Raw genomic sequence first — 24,684 nt, 5'->3', positions numbered from 1 at the left:
CGTCACGACTGAAGAGCTTGCAGGCCAGCCTCAGCCCGAGGATGCAGCAAGGTATCGGATCGGTAGTCCGCTCGACTTCAATGCGCAGTACGCGCTCGATACCAAACTCTTTTGGCAGTTCCTTGAAGAAACACAAGGCAAAGAGCTGGAGAAGCTCAAGACGCGCAACCCTTCCGACTGGGAGCGCAAAATCCTCGAACGCTTCGACCGCATGATCAAGAAGCACGGCGTGCTGCACCTTCTGAAGAAGGGTTTGCAGGTCGATGATGCGTTCTTTGTCCTGATGTATCCCGCGCCCTTGGCCAGCTCGTCGGTCAAGGTGCATGACAACTTCTCAGCGAACATCTTCAGCGTGACGCGGCAGGTTCGCTACTCGAAATCCAACCCGCTCGAAGAAATCGACATGGTTCTCTTCCTAAACGGGCTACCGCTTATCACACTGGAGCTCAAAAATGCCTGGACGGGACAGACCGCCCGTTTTCATGGGCGCAAGCAGTATCAGAAAGATCGGGACGCAATGCAGCCCTTGCTGCAATTCGGGCGGGCGCTGGTTCACATGGCCGTGGATACCGACGAGGTCTTCATGGCCACGAAGCTGGCTGGACAGTCCACCTTCTTCCTGCCCTTCAACAAGGGCTTCAATCATGGTGAGGGCAACCCGCCCAACCCGAACGGACACAAGACCGCCTATCTCTGGGAAGAGGTATTCACCAAGGAAAGCCTTGCTGGGATCATCCAGCACTTCGCCTTGCTTGAAGGTAAGAAAAGCGATCCGCTTGCAAAAAAGACGCTGATCTTTCCGCGTTATCATCAGCTCGACGTCGTGCGGAAGCTGATTGCACATACAGCGCAAACTGGCGTCGGACATAGCTACCTGATCCAGCACTCCGCTGGCTCTGGTAAGTCCCATTCGATCACTTGGAGCGCGTACCAGCTGATCGAAAGCTATCCAAAGACCAAGAAGGCAGCGGGCGGTCTTGATCTAGATCAGCCGCTTTTTGACTCTGTGATCGTCGTAACTGACAGGCGGTTGCTGGACAAACAGCTGCGCGAAAACATCAGCAACTTCTCCGAAGTGAAAAACATCGTCGCGCCCGCGTTCAAGTCATCAGACCTCAAAGCCGCACTTGAAGGCGGCAAGAAGATCATTATCACAACTATCCAGAAGTTCCCCTTCATCATCGATGGGATTGCTGATCTCAGCGACAAGCGTTTTGCCGTGATCATTGATGAGGCGCATAGCGGCCAGAGTGGTCTCGCGCACGACAACATGAACCGCGCAATGGGTGCAGATGGTGAAGAAGCCGATGCAGAGGATGCGCAGGACAAGATTTTGAAAGCGATGCAATCCCGCAAGATGCGCGGTAACGCTTCTTACTTTGCCTTTACAGCTACGCCGAAGAACACCACGCTTGAAAAGTTCGGAGAACAGCAGGCTGATGGTAGTTTCGAGCCCTTCCACCTCTACAGTATGAAGCAAGCCATCGAGGAAGAGTTTATTCTCAATGTCTTAGCCAATTACACGACCTACAAAAGCTACTACGAAATCCAGAAATCCATTCAGGATAATCCTGACTTTGACACGAAGAAGGCACAGAAGAAACTGCGTGCCTATGTCGAGCGTAGCCAGCAAACCATCGACACCAAAGCCGAGATCATTCTCGATCACTTCATTCCAAATGTGGTCAATGCCAAGAAACTGCGTGGCCGTGCTAGAGGCATGATCATCACTCAGAACATTGAGGCAGCGATCCGATACTACAAGGCGGTGATGCGACTTCTGGAAGAACGCGGCTGGCCGTTCAAAGCCATCATCGCCTTCTCAGGAGAGAAGACCGTGGACGGTATTGCCTACACAGAATCTGGCATGAACGGCTTTTCCGATGCAGACACACGCGACTACTTTGACGGCTACGACAAAGACGGCAAGCCAATGAAGTTAAACGGCCAGAGCGTCGAAAACACGTACCGACTTCTGATCGTTGCGAACAAGTATTTGACTGGCTTTGACCAACCAAAACTCACTGCGATGTATGTTGATAAGAAGCTCCAGCACGTCCTGGCCGTTCAGGCGCTTTCGCGTTTGAACCGCTCTGCACCCAAGCTTGGCAAGCGAACCGAAGACCTCTTCGTTCTCGACTTCTTCAATAGCGTCGAGGACATCAAGACAGCCTTTGATCCGTTCTATACCGCGACCAGCTTGTCCGAGGCGACAGACGTCAATGTACTTCATGAACTCAAAGCGATGCTGGACGATGTCGGCGTCTATGAGGCAGGCGAAGTCGAGGATTTTGTTACACGCTACTTCAATGACGAAGATGCACAGCAGTTGAGCCCGATAATTGATGTTGCGGCCGCGCGCTTCAACTCCGAGCTTGAGCTAGACGACCAAGCAAAGATCGATTTCAAGATTAAAGCCAAGCAGTTTGTAAAAATTTACGGGCAGATGGCCGCCATCATGCCCTTCGAAATCATTGAGTGGGAAAAACTCTTTTGGTTCCTCAAGTTCCTCGTTCCAAAGCTCAAGATCGAAGACCCCAGTCGGGATGCGCTCGACGCGTTGCTGGAATCCGTTGATCTGTCGTCTTATGGACTGGAACGCGTCAAGCTCAGTCACTCCATAGGGCTTGATGACTCCCCCACCGAGGTCGATCCCCAGAACCCCAACCCACGCGGCCATCGTGAAGGTGAGCCCGAGACTGAGGCGCTTGATGAGATTATCAGGACGTTCAACGAGAGATGGTTCCAGGGTTGGAGCGCGACACCTGAAGAGCAGCGCGTAAAATTCATCAATATCGCAGAGAGTGTTCGCGCGCACCCAGACTTTGAAACCAAGTATGAGAACAACCCAGACCCGCATAATCGGGAGCTTGCTTTCGAAAAGATGCTACGTGAAGTCATGCTCAAACGGCGAAAGGATGAGCTTGAACTCTACAAGCTCTTTGCTAACGATCCAGCGTTTAAAGCAGCTTGGCAGCAAAGTATGGAACGAGTTATCAACGAAAAAGGTGTTTAGTATTCATGGCCTCGTTCGACGAGTGGAGCGACGAAACAGAACACGAGGTCAATGGGCACACCTTACGTGTCTTGATCCTACGAAACGGCCATGAACAAGTAGCGCACGACAACACGGTAGCCGTAGTTCCCGACCACTATGCACGTGCGGCGGACGTCGCAGACATTCTTGAGAAACTTGGGAAGGATGCCGCAGCAAAGCACTTGCGCGGAAAGCTACCCCCGAAGCAAAATCTCCGCTCAGGTGATCTGGGAGAGATTTTTGCATCCGAATTCATTTCTGAGAAGACGGAATTCGAAGCTCCGATAAAGAAGCTGTGGTGGCGGGACAATCGCAATTGGGCGATGAAAGGCGACGACGTCATTGGCGTTTGTCCAGCTAATGATCCGCATCCGATTCGATTTCTCAAAGTGGAAGCGAAGAGCAAAAAGGACATGGACGAGGACACCGTTTCCAAAGCCAGAACAGCTCTGGATGGCGACAATGGATTACCATCCCCACATGCTCTCGCATTTGTTGGCGATAGGCTTAGCGAGATTGGTGAAGTTGGCCTCTCAGATCAAATACGAAGAGCGCAGCTAGTCGGAGAAATCTCAGCAGCTCAAGCACAGCATATGCTCTTCACTTTTAGCGGCAACGATACCAAAGGTCTTCTGCGAGCCGACTTGGAAACTTACGCAGGAGCAATTTCTCAATCCAGCGTCGGACTTGTCGTGCCGGAGCATCAGGACTTCATCAGGGCGATCTATAAGGCGATAGGTGGCGACGATGAATCTTGAAGAGGTTCAGGAGCTTGTCGCAGGTGCAATCGAACCTGGCTATCGAGGAAGTTTGCTAGCGCGCGGGCAAGCGCGGGCGATGATCTGGCGAGACGGGGAGTTACCCGAAGGCGCACCAGCATTCATTCCAACCCTTTCGTACGATCTTCTCAGCTACGGGAACTCATTGCTTTTACTCGGTATTCGCCTTCGAGAAGAAGGCGGCGATGAAGCTCTAATGCGCTCCGCTTTTGAGCGCGCAGGCGAAGCAATTGAAGCCGTCGTTTCGAAGGGGAAGCCCGACGATCCGCGCAAGGGGTTCTTCAGACTCCTGGCAGCAGCAGCATTTCATCTGGCACGTCTGTCAGCTCGGGCTTTCTCTTTGCTGAATGAAACCATAGATGACGCCAATCTATCCAAGATGGAGCGAGGCCTTGCCTTGCTCATTCTCCGTTCCTTAGATGACCTCGAAGGAGATATATTTGAATGGCGATTGGGCGGTTTGGGTTCGGATGAAGCTCTCATTGAGGGACTCAACCAACTAGATCAAGCGTCAGAAAGTGACCAGGACGCCGACCCGCTGTCAGACGCTTTGGATCGAGCACTCCTTGATGTCTTCTACGGCGGCTTAGGGGCATATCTCCTTGCTCTGGAGACAGGCGAGCCAGCACTTGTGCAACAGGCGCGGGAGGAACTGACAAGTGGGTTGGAAGGCGCTGGTGCATCGAACATGGTTCCGCAGTGGTGGTGTTTTCGTTTGGCGATCCACTTGTTGGATGATCTTTGGCATTCAAGCTTCCACGAAATTCTGCCGCCGGACGTCCCTAGTGACGACAATGAGGCATGGGGAGAGCTCCGCTCACTTCTGATTTCCTCTTTGTTCCGAAGAAAACGATCCGAGATCGAGCTGTGGCCCTCGCAACTCGAAGGTGCACGCCGCTCCATTGATACGACCGACAACCTTGTCGTCTCACTGCCAACAAGCGCAGGAAAGACGCGTGTCGCTGAGCTTTGTATCCTGCGGTGTCTGGCTCAGGGAAAGCGCGTTGTTTTTGTAACGCCGCTGCGCGCCCTTTCTGCGCAGACCGAAGCCGGCCTCCGCAGAACTTTCGGACCACTCGGAAAGACAATTTCGGCTCTCTACGGCAGCATGGGAACCAGCGGATTTGAAGAAGATGCTTTGAAAAGCAGACACATCGTCGTGGCGACGCCTGAAAAGCTCGACTTTGCACTGCGGAATGATCCGGCAATATTGGATGATGTCGGTCTCGTCGTCCTCGACGAAGGGCACATGATCGGACTTGGTGAGCGCGAAGTTCGTTATGAGCTACAGATTCAAAGGTTGCTAAAGAGACCTGACGCCGATCAAAGGCGCATCGTTTGTCTTTCGGCCATTCTTCCAGATGGTGATCAGTTTGATGATTTTGTAGGTTGGCTCCGTCGAGATCAGGAGGGGGACGCCGTCTCTGTCGATTGGCGGCCAACGCGCATACGCTTTGGAGAGGTCCTTTGGCGAACAAACCGCGCACGCCTTGAGCTTCGCGTCGGTGAAGAAAAACCCTTCGTCCCGACTTTCTTTGGGCAAAGGCATCCGACCAGCGGGCAGAGAACAGCCCCATTCCCACGCGATCAGCGCGAACTAGTTTTAGCCACAGCATGGCGGCTTGTCGAAGACGGCCAGTCGGTCTTGATTTACTGCCCGATGAGGCGCTCTGTAGAGCCGTTTGCTAAGGCCATTGTCGATCTGGCGCAAAGAGGGTTTTTGCAATCCGTACTGGCCGCCGATCAGGAAGTTCTAGCCTCAGCAATGAGCATCGGCCAGGAATGGCTTGGTGAAGGTCATCCAATCCTGAAATGTCTATCTCTGGGGATAGCGATCCATCATGGCGCTCTGCCAACGCCGTTTCGAAAAGAAATGGAGCGGTTGCTGAGAGACGGTGTCCTCAAGATCACCGTGTCTTCGCCAACGCTTGCGCAGGGGCTCAACCTGACCGCAACTGCGGTCGTGATCCATTCGCTTCACAGAAGCGGGGAGATTATACCAGCTTCGGAATTTAAGAATGTTATTGGTCGCGCAGGTCGGGCATTTATCGATGTGGAAGGCCTAGTCCTGTTTCCGATATTTAACAATCATGATTACCGGCGAAACCAATGGGAGACCCTGATTGGCCAAGCGAGCAAACATAGTCTCGAAAGCGGCCTTCTTCGTTTGGTGGTTACGCTCATTGTGCGGCTAAGCAAAGCGCTTGGTCTCGCGGATACAGATGACCTTCTTGAATACATCGTCAACAATGCTGCCGCGTGGGATTTTCCAGAGATAGCTGGAGAAGACGAGGATGAGCGCGAGGCCGAAGCTCAAGATTGGGAAAGATACATCACCATTTTGGATACGGCGCTCTTGAGCCTCCTCGGGGATCAAGAACTAGACGCGGCGGAGATATCCGCACAGTTGGACGATATATTGCAGTCATCGCTCTGGCATCGACGCCTTCAACATCACAACGAGGACATCCAGTCCCTGCTAACGGGTACATTAAAAGCGCGTGCCAACGCTATCTGGGAGCAAAGTACAGCGCCGCAAAGGCGTGGATACTTCCTTGCTGGTGTAGGACTGCGGACCGGGCAAATGCTTGATGCAGCGGCTGGAAATGCCAACGATCTCTTGGTGGCGGCAAACGCTCACATTAATGACGGAGAGGCTGAGGACGCAATAGCCGCAATCACCGGTCTGGCAGAGATCATTTTTGGCATTCACCCGTTTGTCCCTGACCCCTTTCCGGATAACTGGAAGAATATCCTTCAGGCCTGGTTGGAGGGTAGGCCTCTCGCTGAGTTCACGGCAGGGAACGCGTCGGATGCTCTCCGCTTTGTAGAGAATGGACTGATCTACAAGCTGCCATGGGGCATCGAGTCTGTGAGAGTGCGAGCGGAGGCGAACGGAGACACCTTCGATGACGATGGCTTGTTTACAATTGATGACTTTGAGGTCGGGTTAGCCGTGCCAGCTATTGAAACAGGAACACTGAATCTGAGTGCCGCGACCCTAATGCAGGCAGGCTTTACGTCGCGACTTGCTGCGATAAAAGCTGTAGAGGATACACAGGCGAAGTTTATCAACTCTCAGGAACTAAAAGCTTGGTTAGACTCGGATTTGGTTCACGTGCTCAGTGAGGATGAAAACTGGCCAACTCCTGAAAGTCGTGGTCTCTGGGTTGAGTTCACAAGAGAGTACATTCCTCCAGAAAGATCCATTTGGAAAGCCCAAGACACTGCCGTTTCGATAGAGCTGTTCGATACCGAGAAGGACTTTGTCGAGGGTGCAAGCGTCCGCCTCTTGAAGACAGGTGAAGAAGTCCTTCTGTTATCTGCGTCCATGACAGCTATTGGAAGATTAAATGGCAATCTGGCAAGCGCTCCGCAGGGGGTTGTTATTGCCAAGATGAGTGCAGACCCTGACATTCTCAATGTGCGATATATTGGGCCAGAACCGTTGGCGGAGCTTTTTGTCTAGCTCATTGCGGGTCAAAGTCTTTCTTAAGATACTTTTTATTCTTCTTCGGCGCCCCCTTTCAGGTCGGGCTGTCGTGAACCGAGCCTGAGGTCTCGGCCATGCGGCTTCCATCCCTTGCGCGTGATCTGATGCCAGCCTAGGCGGGCTGACTTCCTCTTTTTTCTTTTTTGGGGTCTGCGACCCCGTCCTCCGTCAAGACCGAGCCCTTCGTTTGATCTTCGGGCGCATCCAGCGGTCTCCCCGACCTTCCGCATCTTCGATTTGTGCAGGGCGGGTGATCCCCCTCCGCTGGCTACGGTCTGGACGGCTCTCCCCCCGCTCATTGGCGCGGGCCTAGTCCGGTTGCACGCGCAACCGACTAACCAAAGAGAAGGAAAAGCCAATGAAACAAGATATTTATCAAAAAGTGACCGACAAGATTATTGCCGATCTGGAGCACGGCGAGCTGACTTGGCTCAAGCCTTGGTCAGCCGGAAACATGGAGGGGCGGATTGTAAAGCCACTCCGTCACAACGGCATGGCCTACAGTGGTATCAACGTGCTGATGCTCTGGGGAGCAGCAATCGAAGCAGGGTTTTTCTCGCCGTACTGGATGACCTTCAAGCAAGCCAAGGAACTTGGCGCGCATGTCCGCAAAGGCGAGCGCGGCAATCAGGTGGTCTATGCCAACACAATCACCAAGACAGAAGAGCAAGACGACGGCAGCGAGGACGAGCGCTCAATTGCCTTCATGAAGGCTTACACCGTGTTCAACGTCGAGCAGATCGACGGCTTGCCCGAACACTACTACGTCAAGCCCGAGCCCGTGATCAATGGGGCGCAGCGCATCAACCATGCGGAAGAGTTCTTTGCCACAACCCGTGCTGATATCCGTCATGGTGGCAATCGTGCTTTCTACTCAGGCGGCAGCGATCATGTGCAGATGCCGCCCTTTGAATGCTTCAATTGCCCTGAGAGCTACTATGCGACCCTAGCGCATGAGCTGACCCATTGGACGAAGCACCCCAAACGCCTTGACCGTGAATTCGGACGCAAGAAGTGGGGCGATGAAGGCTACGCGCGCGAAGAGCTTGTTGCCGAGCTTGGCGCGGCCTTCTTGTGCGCTGATCTGGGACTGACCCCAGAGGCGGGCACCGATCATGCGGCTTATATTCAGAGCTGGCTCAAAGTCTTGAAAGACGACAAGCGCGCGATTTTTTCCGCTGCGGCGCATGCGCAGCGCGCAGCCGACTTCCTGCACAGCTTCCAAGCTACTCCTGAAAACCAAGAAGAAGGAGTCGCCGCGTAAAGCGGCGGCTCCCCGCAAGGGGAGGTAAGGACATGGAACAGCACAATATCACATGGCGGCACGTCGAAATCGAGATCACCTTCACGCCCGAGAAATTCGGCATGGTCGATCACGTCGAACTGCGAACGAAGAACAAGGCCGCGCTGCCCGTCACCGAGACGGGATACCGCTCACACTTTGTGAACGCTGGCACAGTCGCGCATTACGGAGGCGCAGTCGCCTTTGTCACCGCATGGCTTGATCATGAAGCCGCGTGCACGGGCTGGAGCAATGATCAGTTGAGTTTGTTTTGAGTAGAGGGGGAAATTTTCGGCTGGCCATTCGGCCAGCCGTACCCTTCGTGGAAGACGCGAGGAAAGCATCGAGTCCATGGACAAGATAGTGCGATGATGGCAGTGTAATTATATTATAATTCAATTACTTGCGGCGACGCGCAAGTTTGAAAAAAAGGAGTTCGAAATTCAGTATCTGATCATCCCTGATATTCACGGCCAAGCCGAGAAGCTGCACGGCTTGCTCGCACATCTGGGCTGGAAGAAAGGCGCGTCAGGATGGGTAAGCGCACATCCAGACCAAGAAATCGTCTTCTTGGGCGATTTCATCGACCGTGGCCCCAAGAATGCTGAGGTGATTTCAACTGTTCGCGACTTGATCGACTCCGGCAAGGCGCATGCCGTGATGGGCAACCATGAACTGAACGCTATTCATTTCCACACGCTGCATCCAGAAACAGGCGAGCCGCTACGCGCGCACTCTGAAAAGAATCTGCGCCAGCACGCCAGCTTCTTGAATGAGTTTTCGCACGGGAGCCGAGAAGCCCGCGAGGTCATCGAATGGATGCGCACCTTGCCGTTGTTCCGAGAATTCGATGGCTTCCGTGCTGTGCATGCGTGTTGGAATGAAGGCGCCGTTGACCAACTCGCTAGCATCAGCTCGAACGGCGTGCTCTCAGAAGAGCAATTCATCAAAGCAGCTGACAAGGCGGATGCACTGTTTTCGCTTGCAGAAACAATCACAAAGGGACCCGAGGTCCCATTGCCGGATGGCTATTCATTTGCCGACAAGGACGGCACCGTACGAAGCGACGTTAGAGTCAAATGGTGGAACGACGATGCCAAACACTGGCGGGACATCGCGATGTCGGTTCCCGACATAAACGATCTGCCACAAACACCGATACCGCCAGAGATTGTTGGCTCGACATATTCGCGCAAGTCGAAACCCGTCTTCTTTGGTCACTACTGGCTCACAGGAACGCCGGTCATGCAGTCAGAGAACGCATTATGCCTGGACTATTCCGCCGGAAAAGACGGCCCGCTGCTCGCCTATCATGTCGAGGACGACACGATTGACGAGATATCACTCACCAATGTGCTGAGTGTGCCAGCCTAGACCGATTGGCTGGCCTCTCGGCCAGCCGCTTCACATTAAGGGGATAGTCGTGAGTTCGGTTAAGGGAGCGCTGGATCGTTGTCGTTCGATGCTCTCGCAAAGTCGGCAATGGTGCCGCCGATGGCGGTTTCAAAGTCCTTGAACACCACCTTGTCCATCAAGGGGTAGAGGTAGAGTTCTCTCGGGTGCAAGTTCGAGACGCTGATCAGCTTGTTTAGAAAGTTCTGAAAGCGCAGATCATATTCGAGGCGTGAGCCTGTTTGGTATGTTGTCTTCATTATGCTGCCCTCCCATAGCGAACCGTTTTGGCCTGGGCGAGTTGTAAGCGATAAGCCGCATCCAGCTTTTCTGCCTTGTCGAGTAATGCGCGGAAGCGCTTCAAGCTCACCCGCGCTTTGGCTTTCTCAGCATAGGCCGCGTCATAGAGTTCTTTGACATCAAAAAGCGAGATTTCGCAGCTATTGTCATTTTTCGGATGAAGAGCTTTCCACGCTCTGCTTCCAATCTTTTTCAATGCAATCATAGTATTTCCCCGTTCAAATAATTTACATATTCAATATATTGAATGTTTTTATAGACAAATGGTAAAGAATTGGTTAATGCTTTGTAATTATTTAAAGTTTACTTAGAAAAATTCATGAATTCAGCGCAAATGAGAATGGCGAGAGCCAAATTAAACTTAAGCCAAGGTGAGGTTGCAGAGGCCATTGGCGTCTCTACAAACACGCTTTCGGCCGCAGAAAGCGAGAAAAGCAGCCTTTCGTCGGAAAACCATCGAAACCTAGAGCTTTTCTATACCTCGAAGGGCATTGAATTCTTGGATTTTGACGGCGTCCGGCAAGCCCCATCCGGAATATTGACCTTCACGGGAAAAAAAGGATTCCGCGATTTCTACGACTACCAATATGAGAAGTTGCGCAAGTTTGGTGGCGACATATGGCTCTATAACGGCGTTTCTCAAAACTTCATCGACGCGCTCGGTGCTGAATTCTTATCAGTGCACAAGGAGCGGATGGAAAAGATCAAAGATCGCTTCACTTACCGCGTGATCGTGGAAGAAGGCGACGAAACCGCATTCGGCTCCGCTTACGCCGAGTATCGCGCCATTCCAAGTGATCAGTTTAATGACAAGACGATCTTCGTGTTCTGCGGAGTTCTGGCCATTGTTGATTTTTCCAACGAACTGACAGTCACAGTGATCGAGCAACAAGGTGTTGCGTCTTCAATCAGCCAGCTAATGCTTAACTCATGGGACAAGGCGCATGTCGTTAGTTCCTAAGCATCACTGGCAACTGACCAAACTGCGATACGAGCAAGGTCTTCTTGCTGGCATCTATAACCGCAATTGGTCAAACGCTTTGTCTATCGAACAGATAGAGCCGACGTTTGAGAACCTCGATCCGCTCATGAGCCGCGTGAGTGAAAAATGGGGCTGGAAAGATCAGGAGCGCTACAACGAAGCTGCTCTGCGCGCGAAGCTCGCACAATCAGGGACAACTCTCTATCGACTACGTGATGAACGGGAAGCCGAACCCATCATCGGCTATGCGCTGGTGTCACGTGTGCAGCAACCGCTCAAGGGTCGCTTCTGGTCGGCGGCCAATGATGTTCGTGTCTTGGAGATCGACAATCTGGGGCTCTTCCCTGGCAACGAAGGAGGCGGGCGAGGCAAGGCCTTCTTCGAGATGATCTTCGCGAAACACTTTGCTGAGAACGATATTGTCTACTGGTCTCAGCACGAAACGCATTCGCCGACTCTCACACGGTTTTATCGCGACAAGATGCAGATGGAGCACCTAGCCACAGATCATGTTCGAGATTTTCGTAGACCAGCAGCAAGGGTTGCTTAGCGTGCAAACGCCGCGGCTTTTGTCACCGCATGGCTCGATCATGAAGCCGAACGCACGGGCTGGAGCAATGATCAGATGGAGTTGTTTTGCGGCAGCGCAGAACCCCTACATCACGCTGAAAAACATAAGTATTTTTCTGATTAAAGAGATTTGTGCTATAATGAGAAATGAACAAATTTGGTCAAAAAAGAATTCTTCTTACCGCCATCATTGTTGCGGTCGTCGGCCCCATTTTGTCATTGGTTCTTGTTGTGTAAAAAGAGCCACACAAAAGTAGTACCGAACAGACCAATGGCCTCAAGCCCACGGTTAACGCTTTGCGACCAAAGGTAAAATAGACGCGCAATGAAAAATGTTTCTAATTTACAGAAAGCAGTCAGGCTGACAGGTCTAGCAATCGGATTAGTTCTAACTTTAGCCTGTGCCGTTTACGGTTATTTGCAATTTACAAAAACCCCTTCTTCTGGAGATCACACGTCCTTCACGAAGCATGGGATGAATGTGAATGATGCAGGGCGCTATATTGACATCAAATAGGGGTAACTAATTGCACGAGAGGGTAAGAAAGATTTTGAAGGTTACGGCTATTTTGATGGCTGTACTCATTACGGCTACGATTATTGTCTATCAGGGTCTTCTCATAGCGCAAAAGCAATCTGTCAGGTCCGACCCAAGCAGCATCGAGCTTAGACATACAGATAATCAATAGACTTTAGCGCCACGTCATCGTTGGCTTTCGCTTCGCGAGTTCGCTCTCGATAGCGCACATCGAGGCAAGTGCGTTGCGCTGCTCCTGAGAGCCACGCGCAGAGCCAGAAAAAGCGATGAACGCTTCTTTGCGCAATCCATATAGTTCTGCGGTGCCAAGTGTTGCCGCTTCAAATCGTGAGACGAGTTTCATCGTATCCTCCTTTTGTTCAAGGAGGCCCCGAACCGCTCAGGGCCTTTCGGCCCCGCACATCATCATCCGCCTATGAAGGCTCTGATGGGTCGGGCGTCTCTACGGACAAAGGGCAAGGATGCGCGATGGTCGCATCACTGGTTTGCAGCTAGCACCGCTATGGCAGCAGCTCTGGACTATCTGATTGGGCGGAAGAAAACGCAGTTGTCGCGCTACGGCTTTGCCTTCTCGAAGCGAGCGGCACGCGACTTTGCTCCATACGGATTATCGAACTCGGGAAAAGCGAAGTTGGCCCAAGAGGATCGTTCGGCGTGGGCGCGCCATGTCTTTGCGTCACCCGTACCCCTGATCCCCTTGGTCTGGGTCGGCATGCAAGAGAACACCCATGAATCCCTGACCGAATGCGGCGTCGCATTTCAATGGCCTGCCCGCACCACCTGCCTGACGGCAGCCGTGTTGACCATGACCTGCGACCCTTTGCCTTCGGCCTATCGGGAGGGCGTTAGCAAGCCAACCCAAACAAAGGAGATGACACCATGGCACGCGAAAATAAAAACAACACCCCAGCACAAAACGCCCCTGAATATCTGGCATGGCACGTCACCGAGAGGGGCGAGAAATCCTACTGGAACAAGGTCGGTGCAGCCTGGCCGCACAAAGACGGCAAAGGCTACACGCTCCAGCTTGAAACTTGTCCGATCAATGGGCGCATCGTCCTGCGGCTTCCACTCGAAGATGCCCCTGAAGAGCAAACCGAGGGGCGCGCATAAGCGCCCCTTGCCAGTGCCTACGGCCCCGATGGGCGGCGAGTTCTTTGGCGAGATCGACGCCGCTCTTCTTCGCGGCCTCGCTCAGGATCAGGGCGCTCAATTTCACGATAGTTCGCGACGTCTTTGCGCAGTTGCATCAGTTCGCCGCTGGCAAGTGATCTCTGACGCTTGATATCGCGCTGTAGGGCTTCACGCTCTTCGATCTGCTTGAAGATGAGCGCGTCTTTCTCCGCGCGATCACGCTGCCATGCGAGCAGTGTCTCTTGCTCATTCTGATCTTTGATCTTGGCATATTGACCAGTAAGTCGATGCCATATCCCTGAGAACCCACTTGGCAGGCGATGAGCGCGCTGTTGGCTTTCAGCCTGCCAACGCATCTCATGGGCCCTGTTGATCATAGCGCGCTCGTCTTGATGCCGCGCGACCATCTCGGTTCTTCTGAAGTCCAGCATGGCAAGGCGCTGCTTTGTGCTGGCTTCGACTTCTTTGACGAACTCCTGCAACTTGCGCGTCATGGTCTGCGCAATCGTCGCTTTAACCTGCTCAGCGGATGGAAGGGCTTCACGATCACCAAGACGGGCTTCGAGCTCTTTGGTCTTGACCCCTGCATAGCGCGAGAGCGAATAAATCTCACCGCGATAATCCAGCGCCACAAATCCGCGACGATCTCCTCTTGCCAGCCAGAAGCCACGCTCTTTCAGCGCTGCTTCGAACGACCCGCGATTGTCAGAGTGCTTCCAGGCATCTTGAAGCGCGACCTTGATCTCACGCGGATCGACACCTGCGCGCTTGGCCTGTTGCCATTCTTCCCGCGTGAAGTTCAGCGGATCACGAAGGCGTCGATCTTGCAAACCGCGCGGCATGTCCCAGCCATGTTCGAGATAAAGCGAACGCGAGACATCGCGGAGCTTCGTCTTGTAGTGCGGTAAATTGATTGCGCGCATCTTTTCACTATCGATACGCGACCAGACAACATGTGCATGGCGTCTGCCATCTTTTTCATGAAAGACGATGGCGCGGGGTTGGTTTTCGAGACCGAGCTTTTTTTCGATCAGGCCTGCTGTCTTTTCGAAGACTTCGGTTTCGACGTAAGCGCCCTCGGGTGGATTCAGGCTAATCGAGAACAGATAGTTCTTACAGCGCGTCCCGCGCGCGATGGCATCGGCTTCATGGAAGGCATCAAGAAGATCATCACTGACGAACCCTGAGACCTCGTGCAACTCGACATGCTCATTGTCGCGCGTGGCCAGAAGATAGCGCGCGAGTTGTCCACCATCGCCCCGTTCTTTGGCCTTTAGGATCATGGCGCGGCTCCTGGCAATTTGCCGAGCGCGCGCAGCAGATCATTGCGCAGTTCCCTGACTTCCTTGCACGCGGCGACCAGATCAGCCTCCGTCTCTGGCGTAACGGGCAGCGAACCTGTGTTCACGGCTTTGGCAAGCTGGTTGAGGTTCTGAGATAGGCGTGAGCCGCCCAAAGCCCCCAGTACACGCCCCAATGCCTCCGCATCTTCGACAGCTGTGTTCCCTGGCTTCTTACGGACAGAGGCCTCATCGCCGAACAGGCGCTCTCTGATATGCGCAGCCAGAGAATGCCTGCCGCGCTCAGCATCCAGACGCGCCCGTTCTTCAAAGGTAAAGCGGATCGAAAACGGCGGCGGATAGTTGGCACTACGTGCCTTATCCTCTGCTATCTCGTTGAAGTTATGGTCTAAAGTGCTCATCATCGCACTCCAGACTTGGCATGTCTGATCGTACGAGATGGTATTCCCAAAGTTCGAGCGTTTCGAACAAAAGTGTTATTTCTTCATCGGTTAGGGAATCGAACTGGGAGTTCAATCTTTTTCCCGACGAGCGCACCATAGGCCTTCGACGGAATGTTAACAGTTTGGCACGGTCGCTGTTCTCAGCTTGGCGCTGTGCGATACGCGTCAGCCCGCCAGAAACTCAAGTATCTGTCCGGTGAGTTCTGTTGGTGCTTCCTCTGGGATTGCATGGCCACATGGCAGGGCGACGCCTGTGACCTGAATTGCTTTTTCCCGCCAGGTCGCTGCGACGTCGTATAGTTCACCAACTACGCTTTGTTCACCCCAGACAGCCAACAACGGTGCGGTTATACGACTGGTCCGGTCTGCCTTATCGTGGTCGAGATCAATGCTGGCCGCCGCTCGGTAGTCTTCGCAAATCGCATGCAAAGTGGCAGGATCACGGTAACTGCGCAGGTATTCAGCGATTGCCGTTTCGTCCACAGATCCCTCAACCTTGACTTGGCCCGCAACATGTCTGCGCAGGAAATACTCCGGGTCTGAGGCGATCATTTTTTCAGGGAGCCCATCAGGCTGTACCAAGAAAAACCACCAAAAATAGCGTGTCGCAAATTCTTGATTGGTTTGCGTATACATCGTGAGTGTCGGGGCTATGTCCAGAACGATCAGCCGTTCGACCGCGTCTGGAAAATCAAGTGCGAGGCGATGCGCCACCCGGCCACCACGATCATGGCCAACTACCGAAAACGTTTCATGTCCCAAATGCTTCATCAGGGCAATCTGGTCGGCCGCCATGACCCTTTTGGAATATGGAAAATGTGATGGATCGCTTTCAGGCTTGTCGCTGTCGCCATAGCCCCTGAGATCGGGCGCAATCACTCGATAACCGGCCTCCACAAGGCGCGGGGCAACCTTGCGCCAGACCACATGGGTTTGCGGATGGCCGTGCAACAGCAAGATCGGTGGCCCGGTCCCTGCAGTGGCGCAGTTTATGGTAAGATCAGGCAATTGAATTCTTTGAACGTCAAAGCCCTCAAGAAAAGCTGAGGCGACCACTTACAGCCCTTCCAAGACAGCGTCCGCAATTGCCGTACCACATGTTTTGGTGTCAGCCGGCCCTCCAAGGTCGCGCGTGCGCAGAGCCGCCTCTGACAAAACCCTTTCAATAGCGGCGATAATCGAGGCGCTTGCCTCCTGCGCGCCCAGATGTTCCAGCATCATGGCCCCTGCCCATATCTGCCCCACCGGATTGGCGATACCCTGACCGGCGATGTCCGGCGCGGAACCATGGACCGGTTCAAACAGCGAAGGAAACTTCCCTTCAGGGTTAATATTCCCAGAAGGTGCGATCCCGATCGTACCGGTGCAGGCAGGGCCCAGATCAGACAATATGTCGCCAAAAAGATTTGACGCCACGACGACGTCAAACCAGTCCGGATGCAGGACAAATTGGGCGGTCAGAATATCTATGTGGTACTTGTCGACCTCGATGTCTGGATAATTCTTCGCCATTTCCGCGACCCGCTCGTCCCAATAAGGCATCGTGATCGAGATACCGTTGGATTTGGTAGCGGATGTCAGATGCTTGCCGCGTTTTGCCGCCAGTTCAAATGCATATTTCAGGATGCGGTCGACACCGACGCGGCTCATCACTGTTTCTTGCACTACAATCTCTCGATCTGTGTCGGGGAACATCTTGCCACCGATGGACGAGTACTCGCCTTCGGTGTTCTCTCGCACGATCATCATGTCAATGTCACCTGGCGCGCGCCCTGCCAATGGAAGCGGAACGCCAGGCATTGCGCGCGCCGGGCGCAGACTCACATATTGGTCGAATTCCCGTCTGAACTGGATTAACGACCCCCAAAGCGAGATGTGATCGGGTACAACTTCGGGCCAGCCTACGGCCCCGAAAAACAGGGCATCACACCCACTCAAATGGTCTTTCCAATCATCGGGAAGCATCTGCCCGTGCTTGACGAAATAGTCGGCAGAGGCAAATTCATGATCTTCAAAATCAATACCAAGATCGAACCGTTTCGACGCAGCCTCCAAAACGCGAATGCCTTCCGGTGTGGTTTCTTTCCCGATCCCGTCGCCTGGGATGACTGCGATCTTAAAACTGTTCTTTGGCATGTGTTCTGTCCTTGTTGCCGCGATCCGAGCGGGGCAGGTTTTGAAGTCAAACGATAGAATCGCCGCGCATTTTCTAGTCGCTTTTGATGTTACGCTTTTGAAACGAAGAACTACGTGGAAACAGCTCCTTTGCGTTCGACCTGATCGCTCCTAGTCCTTGAAGCATGGGGTACAGTTGGGTCAAGAGTGGTCGTTGGTCAGAAACCGGTATCAGATAAAGTTGAACCAAGGGGACCCGAGCAACTGTCTGGCTAGGCTCTTTGTCTCTAACTTGCGGTTTATGTCCCAGAAGCGGATCGCGGAATGCACAAAGCCGAAAACACTTATGAAATTGGAATTGTGGCTGTTGTCGCCGGCTTTTACCCTCCCCACGAGGTCAACTCTCAGGTCACGGCAATGATTTCCAGCATTTCCACGATCAATCCGGAGGAAACCTTTGTTTCTTGGCGAAATAAAATTGGGGTAAGACCAAGAGGGAAAGCGCGCTCTGGCAGCCACCGAATCTTCATGGGTCCTACCTGCAGACGTCCTGCGGCTCGTGAAGTGCATCGTGAAGGTTTCTCAGTATCCCGTCCTAAAACTGCAAATGCCGGACGGCAGAAATGAGAAATATTGCGTCTTTTCTCGGCCAAGCCTTGTTATGCAATCCTCCGGCAGTTCATCATGGGGATCAAATAAGGTCGGCACTCAAGCGCTGAAAATCGGAGGATGAAATGAGAGTTTTCTTTACAGGCGGCAGTGGTAAGGCAGGTAAATGGGCGATCCGGCACTTGCAGGATCAGGGCCACCACGTGGTGAATGTAGACCAATCACCCTCCGGCCTGGATTGTCCCGAGTTGCTTGTGGATCTGTGCGATGCGGGTCAGGTAATCGGCGCCATGTCCCAGTTCATCGACAGCGCAGAACTGGACGCGGGTACCGGTGTTCCGACCTATGACGCCGTTGTGCATTTCGCGGCTGTTCCGCGCGTTATGATCGGCACCGACGGCGAATGCTTTCGGCAGAACACTTTGACCACGTATAACGTGATCGAGGCGGCAGTGAAGCTGGGGATCCCGAAAGTCATTTTCGCAAGCTCGGAAACGACCTATGCCGTTTGCTTCGCCGACGGAGAGTTGAAGCCTGACTTCGTACCGGTTGATGAAACCCACCCGACCGTTCCCCACGACAGTTACGCCATGTCGAAAATCTGCAACGAGGTAACTGCTCGGTCTTTTCAGGCTCGGACGGGCGCCGACGTCTACGGTTTGCGGATCAACAACGTAATCGAGCCGCACGAGTACGCAGAGATGTTCCCGGCCTTCATGGAAAACCCCGCTCTGCGCCGCCGTAATATTTTTGCTTATATCGATGCGCGCGATTTAGGGCACATGGTCGATTGCTGCCTGAAAACGGACGGCTTGGGTTATGAGGTGTTCAACGTATCGAACGACGACATGTCCGTGGCGATCACCTCCGACCAGGTGATCGAACAGTTCTATCAGGGCGTCGAGGTTCGCGGCGAAATGGACGAGAACGAAACGTTCTTCTCCAACAAGAAGGCCAAGAAGTTGGTAGGCTTCCAGCCAAAATATTCATGGCGCGACGCTCTGGCTTAGAACAGGTCTTTCCAGCTTTGGTCGGATACTCCTGCTTCGGAGGTGCCCCGACTGCGATACCCGCCACAGAAGCACTGTGTCGCTCCACGCGACGCGAGAGATCGTATTGCTCTTCTTGCGCCGCGACGTCATCCAACCCCCTTTTGCGAGGAGCGCCGGTACAAGGCGGGATCTGCAGCAATCCAACTGGTAAAGCTATGTGCTGCGGCGCTTATACCGCCTCGTTGGGACTGGCGCGTCATGTATCCTGCGGCGCTTCTCTCGCAAGACGGTTTTGCCGTGCACCAATTCGAACCTTGGGAAAGACGAAAGGCAAGCCGCCGACTTTATTGCATTGCACCGCTGCTACCACCGGATTCACTCTGTGAACTCTCGGTATCGGGAGCCTTGATTAGGGCAAGGCACTCTACCTTGGGCAGTAATCTCGGGTGAAGCCAAGGTATGCGGAGACGGGTTATACTTCGTCCTTCACATCAGGTGTCAGATCAAATGCAAATCCGATCAAGTCGCCCACGCGCATTAATAACCGCTCCGCCGTGCTCAGCGTCTGGTAATATGAGATCACTTCTCGCGCCAGCGCCGGTTCGTCTGTGATCAATCCGTTGACACCCATTGAAATCATGCGCGACATCATGGCCGCATCATTTACCGTCCAGACATAAACGTCTTTACCTGCCGCGTCCGCGCGTCTGATAAGACGCGTTGTTAGGCTCGCCGCGCTCACAGCCACAAAATCACCTTCAAGCCCCGTTAAATCACCCACCGACGTGGCCGCCAGCACGCCAGTGCGCCAGTCGGGGCGAAGCTGCAGCATCTTCTGCACCGCCGGGTACTTGAGCGACATCGTCGCGATCTGCTCGTCCATGCCGGCCTCTTCAACCAAGGCGATGACACGGTTTTCCAGATCGACGTCATGGCCGTAATACTTAAGCTCGATAATGAGCTTTGAACGGTCTTTCACGGCGCGCAGCACATCGTACAACAAAGGTGCACGCTGGTCGGCATAAGCCGGATCAAACCAACTGCCGATATCAATCTCGGCGATCTCCTCCATCGTCACGTCCCAGACCTTGGTCGGCACGGAGGACGACTTCATGAAATCGCTGTCATGAACCACAATTATTTCACCATCAGCCGTCTCTTGTACGTCAATCTCGACCCAGTCGGCACCGTCTTCGATCGCTTTTTCAACAGCCGCCATCGTGTTCTCAGGCCTGCTTGCAGCAGCCCCGCGGTGGCCGATAACCTCGACCTTCTCGACGCCGCCCACCCGATTGATCGCGAGCGTTCCAAAAAACACGGCCACGACAGAAACAACTGCAATGACAAGGGGGATCGACTTGACCACGACATCAGGCTGTCTGGATTTCAGATCCACTGCCGCGGGCCGTGCCGCCAAGGTGCGGCGGAATTCGTCATTCAGAATATCGGACAAGGCACCATTAGACACCGCATTCACAAACCCGTTCGCAAATATCCAAAGAGCAATCAATACAGCCATGACCGTGAAGAAAACGCGCATGTTCCCGTCGAAAAGCTGCGGCACCTCGGCAATCAGAAAGCCCATAATGCCAAGCACGATCGAAGCCAAAACGATGCGGATCAGCACCCAAAAGAGTATCTCACGTAAAAACACCAAACGGTGGCCCTTCATCTTCTGGCGGCTGGTGGAAAAAGCTTGCGTGGGGCGCAGGTTGTCAAATAGCGCCAGATGCAAGGCCACGGCCCATCCTGAAAACCGTTCCAACAGCACCAAGACCAAAGCGGCAGCGCTGACGCCGCCAATGGCCAAAACCCATAGGAATGCAGGGGGGCGGTTAGCGAGATAATAATTGATATCGAATTCGGTCAGCAAAAGGGACGCGGCCACGCCGACAACTGCAAGAAACGGTAGCAATATCAGCAGAACGCGGATCAGAAGCCCCACAGCGAAGGCGAACAGACGTGGCAGCGCGCTGACCAAAAAGCCCGCGGCCACACGCAGTGATCTGGCAATTGTTCCTTGTTCGGAACGGATCACCGCAGTCATAAATGCAACGTCGACCACAGCCGCAATGATGATGGTGGCACCCACAATGACCGCGCCAATGGCTCCTACCGGCGTGAACAGAAAACGGGCGATATCCTGATCGGTCAAAGCTGATTGATCCGAGAACGAAAGGGTAAAAGCCAGTACAAGACCAATAAGCGGCAACAGGACCGCAGTCGCGACTAACCGGACAAAGACATGCGACGCCAGCAGTGGCGCCCAAAGCCTGAGCGCGTAACGATAACTTTGCACAATACTCTGAAACATGCGCAGTCCCCCTGTGGCTTTGTCATATGCTTATGTATCAGGCAGTGCGACCTTTCTCACAAGAGCTATCAGACGCGGGCTGGTTGACCGCTTCAAATAAATCACTCTGCAACCCAGACCAGTAAATCTCTGCCGCCGGAGTCAGATGCATCAGTGGGTTTGCTTCGCGGGACAAAAGCGATCTTTTGCGGGTAAAAATAACCGGCCGCTTTGCATTTTTCGCGACGACAACGATGCTTTGCAAAAGCGTTGCCTGGTATCGGCGTTGCGCAGGGCAAGACGATGTGCATGATCAAGAAAACTGATCACAAGAGACAAAATGATAAAAAGTCAAATCACGCTCAAGCAGCTGGAAGCATTCTCGTTTGTTGTGGATGCAGGCACCTTTAGAGCGGCGGCATCTGCCCTCGGCACAACCCAACCAAACGTGTCATCGCGGATATCTGCGTTGGAAGCGGCCTTGAATGTCACTCTTCTCTATCGCGACGCCGGATCTGTGCGCCTGACTTCCAAGGGCAAAGAGCTTCTTGAGCGCACGCGCGATGTTCTACGGGCGGGCGAAGCATTGCTTGAAACGGCGGGTCGGCAGGAACTCATCGAGGAAAGATTGCGGCTTGGCGTGACAGAACTGGTCGCCTGCACCTGGCTTCAGTCTTTCCTGCGCCAGTTGCGGCGCGAATATCCCAGTCTCCGGGTTGAGCTTCAAGTCGACCTGTCTCGCCATATCGAAGAGCGCCTGCGCGAAGGCCAACTTGACCTCGCCTTGCAGAACGGTCCGTTTACCTCGCGGACGACGGGCGAACGGATGCTTTCCAGCGAAACTTACATCTGGGTCGCAAACAACGACGTCGCAGATCACCTTGCGGGCGGAAACTCGGTTGGCCGCTTCTTTGATCACGCGGTCATGACCCACGCGCGCCATACGGCTGCGGGAACAGCCTTGCACGAACTGGCAAAGACGCGCGGCTATGATGCCGGAAAGATTGTCCATTCCAGTTCATTGTCTGCTTGTCTGCCGATGGTCAGCGAGGGGATGGGCGTGGCGCTTCTGCCAAGATCGCTGGTGCAAAGCGAACTGGACGCAGGCCGGTTGACGTCTCCGGACGCGGATTGGATTGCACCGCCCTTGGCTTTTTTTGCGCGCTTCAACGCTGACCGCGCGCCCCGTTTTGTCGCAAAGGCGAGTGATATAGCAACTTGTATCCGGCCGTACGAAACGGACGATAAATAAAATTAATCAGGTATAGAAAATCAATTGATTTGATTCCTGACCCGCTGTGGCCCCATGTCGGCATATCACACGGGTGTGGATGTGGAGAGGCAGATGAAAACCGGCTCTGTTCGAATGGGCGTCGACATTGGAGGCACATTTACCGATGTCGTTCTGGAAAAGGCGAGCGAGCAGTACTCCTGCAAAGTACTGACCACCTACGCGGCACCAGAAAATGCAATCATTGACGGAATGCATCAGGTCTGCGCCAAGGCAGGTATTGAACCCTCGGAAATCGACCAGATCATCCACGGAACAACGCTTGCGACCAATGCTCTGATTGAACGGCGCGGTGCCAAAACCGCGTTCATCACGACTGAAGGCTTTCGCGACGTGATCGAAATGCGCACCGAAAGCAGGTTTGAGCAATATGACCTGAACCTCAACCTGCCCGATCCGCTCTTGCCGCGTCAGATGCGGTTCACTGTCCCCGGCCGCGTCAGTGCACAAGGCGAAATCCTGATCGAGCTTGAACGCGCCGATGTCGAAGCCGTGGTCGAGCGCATCGCTCAAGCGGGGTTTGACAGCGTCGCAGTCGGTTTGATCCACTCTTACCTCAACCCCAAGCATGAGCTTTTGGTGCGCGACGTGTTAGCCGAGAGGCTTCCTGATGTTACGGTTTCAATCTCGTCCGAGGTTTCGCCGCAGATGCGTGAATACGAACGGTTCAACACTGTCGTTGCCAACGCGTATATCAAACCCTTGATGGCCTCATACCTTGGACGGTTGGAAGATCGGTTGCGCGGCGAAGGGGTAAGGTGCCGTGTTTTCCTGATGCATTCCGGTGGCGGGATCATTTCGATCAAAAATGCCGCCGATTTTCCGGTGCGTCTGGTGGAAAGTGGGCCGGCGGGTGGAGCGGTCTTTGCGGCCCACATTGCGGCCCGCTACTCTCTGGACAAGGTGCTGTCGTTCGACATGGGTGGGACCACCGCCAAGATTTGTCTGATCAAGAACCAAACACCCAAGACCAGCCGTGTCTTTGAGGTCGCACGCACCTACCGATTCAAAAAGGGCTCAGGCATGCCGATCTCGATCCCCGTGATCGATATGGTAGAGATCGGCGCAGGTGGCGGAAGCCTCGCGCATGTCGACGGTATGCGACAAATCCGCGTTGGCCCCGAAAGTGCCGGTTCCGAACCGGGGCCTGCCTGCTATGGGCACGGGGGGAAACGGCCGGCTGTGACGGATGCCGATCTTGTGCTGGGCAAGTTGGACCCTGGCAATTTTGCCGGCGGCTCGATCACCCTTCACCCCGATAGTTCAAGAACCGCATTAACTGCGCACGTGGGCGATACGCTGGCCATGGATCCGGTCGAGGCGGCGTTTGGTGTTGTAGAGGTGGTAGATGAAAACATGGCCAATGCAGCGCGGGTTCATGCCGTTGAAAACGGTGAAGACCTCAGCGAATACACGATGATCGCCTTCGGAGGGGCAGCCCCGCTTCATGCCGGACGCCTTTGCGAAAAGTTGGGTGTCAATCGATTGTTGGTCCCGCCCGGTGCCGGTGTGGGTTCGGCTATCGGTTTTCTGCGCGCGCCTTTCAGCTTTGAGGCCAACCGGTCGGTCTATATGAAACTGAGCGATTTTGATGCGGACAAAATCAAAAGCCTTCTCACAGATCTGAAAGCCGAAGCGACAGGGTTCGTGCGTACCTGCGACGAGGACAGCCCGATCCAGTCAGAGTTCAAGGTCTACATGCGCTACGTTGGGCAGGGTTGGGAAATCCCGATCGAGCTAACCGAAGAGCAGGCGATGAACCCCGACGTACAAACTTTTGAAGCGCGTTTCAAAGAAGATTACACAAAGCTTTTTGGCCGCCCAGTCGCTGGAATGGATATCGAGATTACCGTCTGGTCTGCAAACGCCACGACTCCTCCCGAAGCTGTGGAGCCGATCTCAATAACGGATGGCCACACGCCGGCCGCGTCGACCGGCACGCGGCAGGTCTTTGACGCCGCTACCGGCGCATATCTTGAAGCGCACACCATCGACCGGACCTCATTGGGAATTGGTCAGCGCACGCCGGGCCCGGCGGCTGTAACCGAGGCAGAAACCACAATCATTGTCCCTGCCAGCAGGGATGCAATCTGTCAGCCTGACGGCTGCATCGATGTAGTGACGAAAGGTTAA

Annotated in this window: 21 protein-coding genes; 13 read left to right on the top strand and 8 right to left on the bottom strand. The window is 53.9% G+C overall.

The genetic code is table 11. The features are described 5' to 3' along the window. The first annotated feature begins 211 nt into the window (after positions 1–211). From AC2D8V_RS02700 to AC2D8V_RS02675, 6 genes are all read left to right on the top strand, one after another. A complete protein-coding gene (locus tag AC2D8V_RS02700) occupies positions 212–3,016 on the top strand; it encodes a type I restriction endonuclease subunit R (RefSeq protein ID WP_484731968.1) in 2,805 nt (934 codons plus the stop codon). Between the two features lie 5 nt (positions 3,017–3,021). Further along, a complete protein-coding gene (locus tag AC2D8V_RS02695) occupies positions 3,022–3,795 on the top strand; it encodes a Hachiman antiphage defense system protein HamA (protein ID WP_484731967.1) in 774 nt (257 codons plus the stop codon). Next, the gene (locus tag AC2D8V_RS02690; protein WP_484731966.1) at positions 3,785–7,285 is read left to right on the top strand and encodes a DEAD/DEAH box helicase; all 3,501 of its coding nucleotides are present in this window, start codon (positions 3,785–3,787) and stop codon (positions 7,283–7,285) included. The genes AC2D8V_RS02695 and AC2D8V_RS02690 overlap by 11 nt, the downstream gene beginning before the upstream one ends. 382 nt (positions 7,286–7,667) lie before the next feature. Then, positions 7,668–8,573 carry an ArdC family protein gene (locus tag AC2D8V_RS02685; RefSeq protein WP_484731965.1) on the top strand — a complete coding sequence of 302 codons (906 nt, stop codon included), beginning with the start codon at positions 7,668–7,670 and terminating at the stop codon, positions 8,571–8,573. A 32-nt stretch (positions 8,574–8,605) separates the two neighbouring features. Further along, positions 8,606–8,866, top strand: a complete 261-nt coding sequence (locus AC2D8V_RS02680; RefSeq protein ID WP_484731964.1) for a hypothetical protein — start codon at positions 8,606–8,608, stop codon at positions 8,864–8,866. A gap of 112 nt (positions 8,867–8,978) precedes the next feature. Further along, entirely contained in the window at positions 8,979–9,965 is a 987-nt protein-coding gene (locus AC2D8V_RS02675; RefSeq protein ID WP_484732649.1) for a metallophosphoesterase, read from the top strand. 59 nt (positions 9,966–10,024) lie between these two features. Here AC2D8V_RS02675 and AC2D8V_RS02670 read toward each other — a convergent pair whose 3' ends face one another. Both AC2D8V_RS02670 and AC2D8V_RS02665 read right to left on the bottom strand, forming a co-directional pair. Further along, on the bottom strand, positions 10,025–10,243 hold the full coding sequence (locus AC2D8V_RS02670; protein WP_484731963.1) for a hypothetical protein: 219 nt from the start codon (positions 10,241–10,243) through the stop codon (positions 10,025–10,027). Then, a complete protein-coding gene (locus AC2D8V_RS02665; RefSeq protein ID WP_484731962.1) occupies positions 10,243–10,488 on the bottom strand; it encodes a hypothetical protein in 246 nt (81 codons plus the stop codon). Before AC2D8V_RS02665 ends, AC2D8V_RS02670 begins: the two co-directional genes overlap by 1 nt. 135 nt (positions 10,489–10,623) lie before the next feature. Here AC2D8V_RS02665 and AC2D8V_RS02660 point away from each other — a divergent pair, with 135 nt between their 5' ends. Beyond that, the gene (locus tag AC2D8V_RS02660; protein WP_484731961.1) at positions 10,624–11,244 is read left to right on the top strand and encodes a helix-turn-helix domain-containing protein; all 621 of its coding nucleotides are present in this window, start codon (positions 10,624–10,626) and stop codon (positions 11,242–11,244) included. Further along, positions 11,228–11,815 (top strand): hypothetical protein, encoded by a 588-nt coding sequence (locus AC2D8V_RS02655; RefSeq protein WP_484731960.1) that lies wholly within the window; start codon positions 11,228–11,230, stop codon positions 11,813–11,815. Before AC2D8V_RS02660 ends, AC2D8V_RS02655 begins: the two co-directional genes overlap by 17 nt. A gap of 712 nt (positions 11,816–12,527) precedes the next feature. Here AC2D8V_RS02655 and AC2D8V_RS02650 read toward each other — a convergent pair. Then, positions 12,528–12,716, bottom strand: coding sequence for a hypothetical protein (locus AC2D8V_RS02650; protein ID WP_484731959.1), 189 nt, complete (start codon positions 12,714–12,716; stop codon positions 12,528–12,530). A 536-nt stretch (positions 12,717–13,252) separates the two neighbouring features. Between AC2D8V_RS02650 and AC2D8V_RS02645 the strand changes: the two genes are divergently transcribed. Continuing rightward, entirely contained in the window at positions 13,253–13,486 is a 234-nt protein-coding gene (locus AC2D8V_RS02645) for a hypothetical protein (protein ID WP_484731958.1), read from the top strand. Positions 13,487–13,503: 17 nt separating this feature from the next. Here AC2D8V_RS02645 and AC2D8V_RS02640 read toward each other — a convergent pair whose 3' ends face one another. The 4 genes from AC2D8V_RS02640 to AC2D8V_RS02625 form a co-directional block, all read right to left on the bottom strand. Then, positions 13,504–14,790 (bottom strand): relaxase/mobilization nuclease domain-containing protein, encoded by a 1,287-nt coding sequence (locus AC2D8V_RS02640; RefSeq protein WP_484731957.1) that lies wholly within the window; start codon positions 14,788–14,790, stop codon positions 13,504–13,506. After that, entirely contained in the window at positions 14,787–15,209 is a 423-nt protein-coding gene (locus AC2D8V_RS02635; protein ID WP_484731956.1) for a hypothetical protein, read from the bottom strand. The genes AC2D8V_RS02640 and AC2D8V_RS02635 overlap by 4 nt, the downstream gene beginning before the upstream one ends. Before the next feature lie 207 nt (positions 15,210–15,416). Continuing rightward, positions 15,417–16,259: an alpha/beta fold hydrolase gene (locus tag AC2D8V_RS02630; RefSeq protein WP_484731955.1), complete on the bottom strand. Its 843-nt coding sequence runs from the start codon at positions 16,257–16,259 to the stop codon at positions 15,417–15,419. 48 nt (positions 16,260–16,307) lie between these two features. After that, entirely contained in the window at positions 16,308–17,387 is a 1,080-nt protein-coding gene (locus tag AC2D8V_RS02625; RefSeq protein WP_484731954.1) for a tartrate dehydrogenase, read from the bottom strand. Between the two features lie 303 nt (positions 17,388–17,690). Between AC2D8V_RS02625 and AC2D8V_RS02620 the strand changes: the two genes are divergently transcribed. Both AC2D8V_RS02620 and AC2D8V_RS02615 read left to right on the top strand, forming a co-directional pair. Further along, on the top strand, positions 17,691–17,993 hold the full coding sequence (locus tag AC2D8V_RS02620; RefSeq protein ID WP_484731953.1) for a hypothetical protein: 303 nt from the start codon (positions 17,691–17,693) through the stop codon (positions 17,991–17,993). A 107-nt stretch (positions 17,994–18,100) separates the two neighbouring features. Then, the gene (locus AC2D8V_RS02615) at positions 18,101–18,985 is read left to right on the top strand and encodes an NAD-dependent epimerase/dehydratase family protein (protein WP_484731952.1); all 885 of its coding nucleotides are present in this window, start codon (positions 18,101–18,103) and stop codon (positions 18,983–18,985) included. A 454-nt stretch (positions 18,986–19,439) separates the two neighbouring features. Here the strand turns inward: AC2D8V_RS02615 and AC2D8V_RS02610 are convergent, their stop codons facing one another. Continuing rightward, the gene (locus AC2D8V_RS02610) at positions 19,440–21,281 is read right to left on the bottom strand and encodes a glycerophosphodiester phosphodiesterase family protein (RefSeq protein WP_484731951.1); all 1,842 of its coding nucleotides are present in this window, start codon (positions 21,279–21,281) and stop codon (positions 19,440–19,442) included. 319 nt (positions 21,282–21,600) lie between these two features. On the opposite strand from AC2D8V_RS02610, the gene AC2D8V_RS02605 reads away from it, so the two are divergent. Together AC2D8V_RS02605 and AC2D8V_RS02600 are read left to right on the top strand one after the other, a co-directional pair. After that, positions 21,601–22,512: a LysR family transcriptional regulator gene (locus tag AC2D8V_RS02605; protein WP_484731950.1), complete on the top strand. Its 912-nt coding sequence runs from the start codon at positions 21,601–21,603 to the stop codon at positions 22,510–22,512. A 54-nt stretch (positions 22,513–22,566) separates the two neighbouring features. Then, the gene (locus tag AC2D8V_RS02600; RefSeq protein ID WP_484731949.1) at positions 22,567–24,684 is read left to right on the top strand and encodes a hydantoinase/oxoprolinase family protein; all 2,118 of its coding nucleotides are present in this window, start codon (positions 22,567–22,569) and stop codon (positions 24,682–24,684) included.

Source organism: Roseobacter sp. YIN89, from assembly GCF_057219365.1.
Note: the sequence above shows the minus strand (reverse complement) of the source record. Positions and strands in the feature narration are given on the sequence as shown.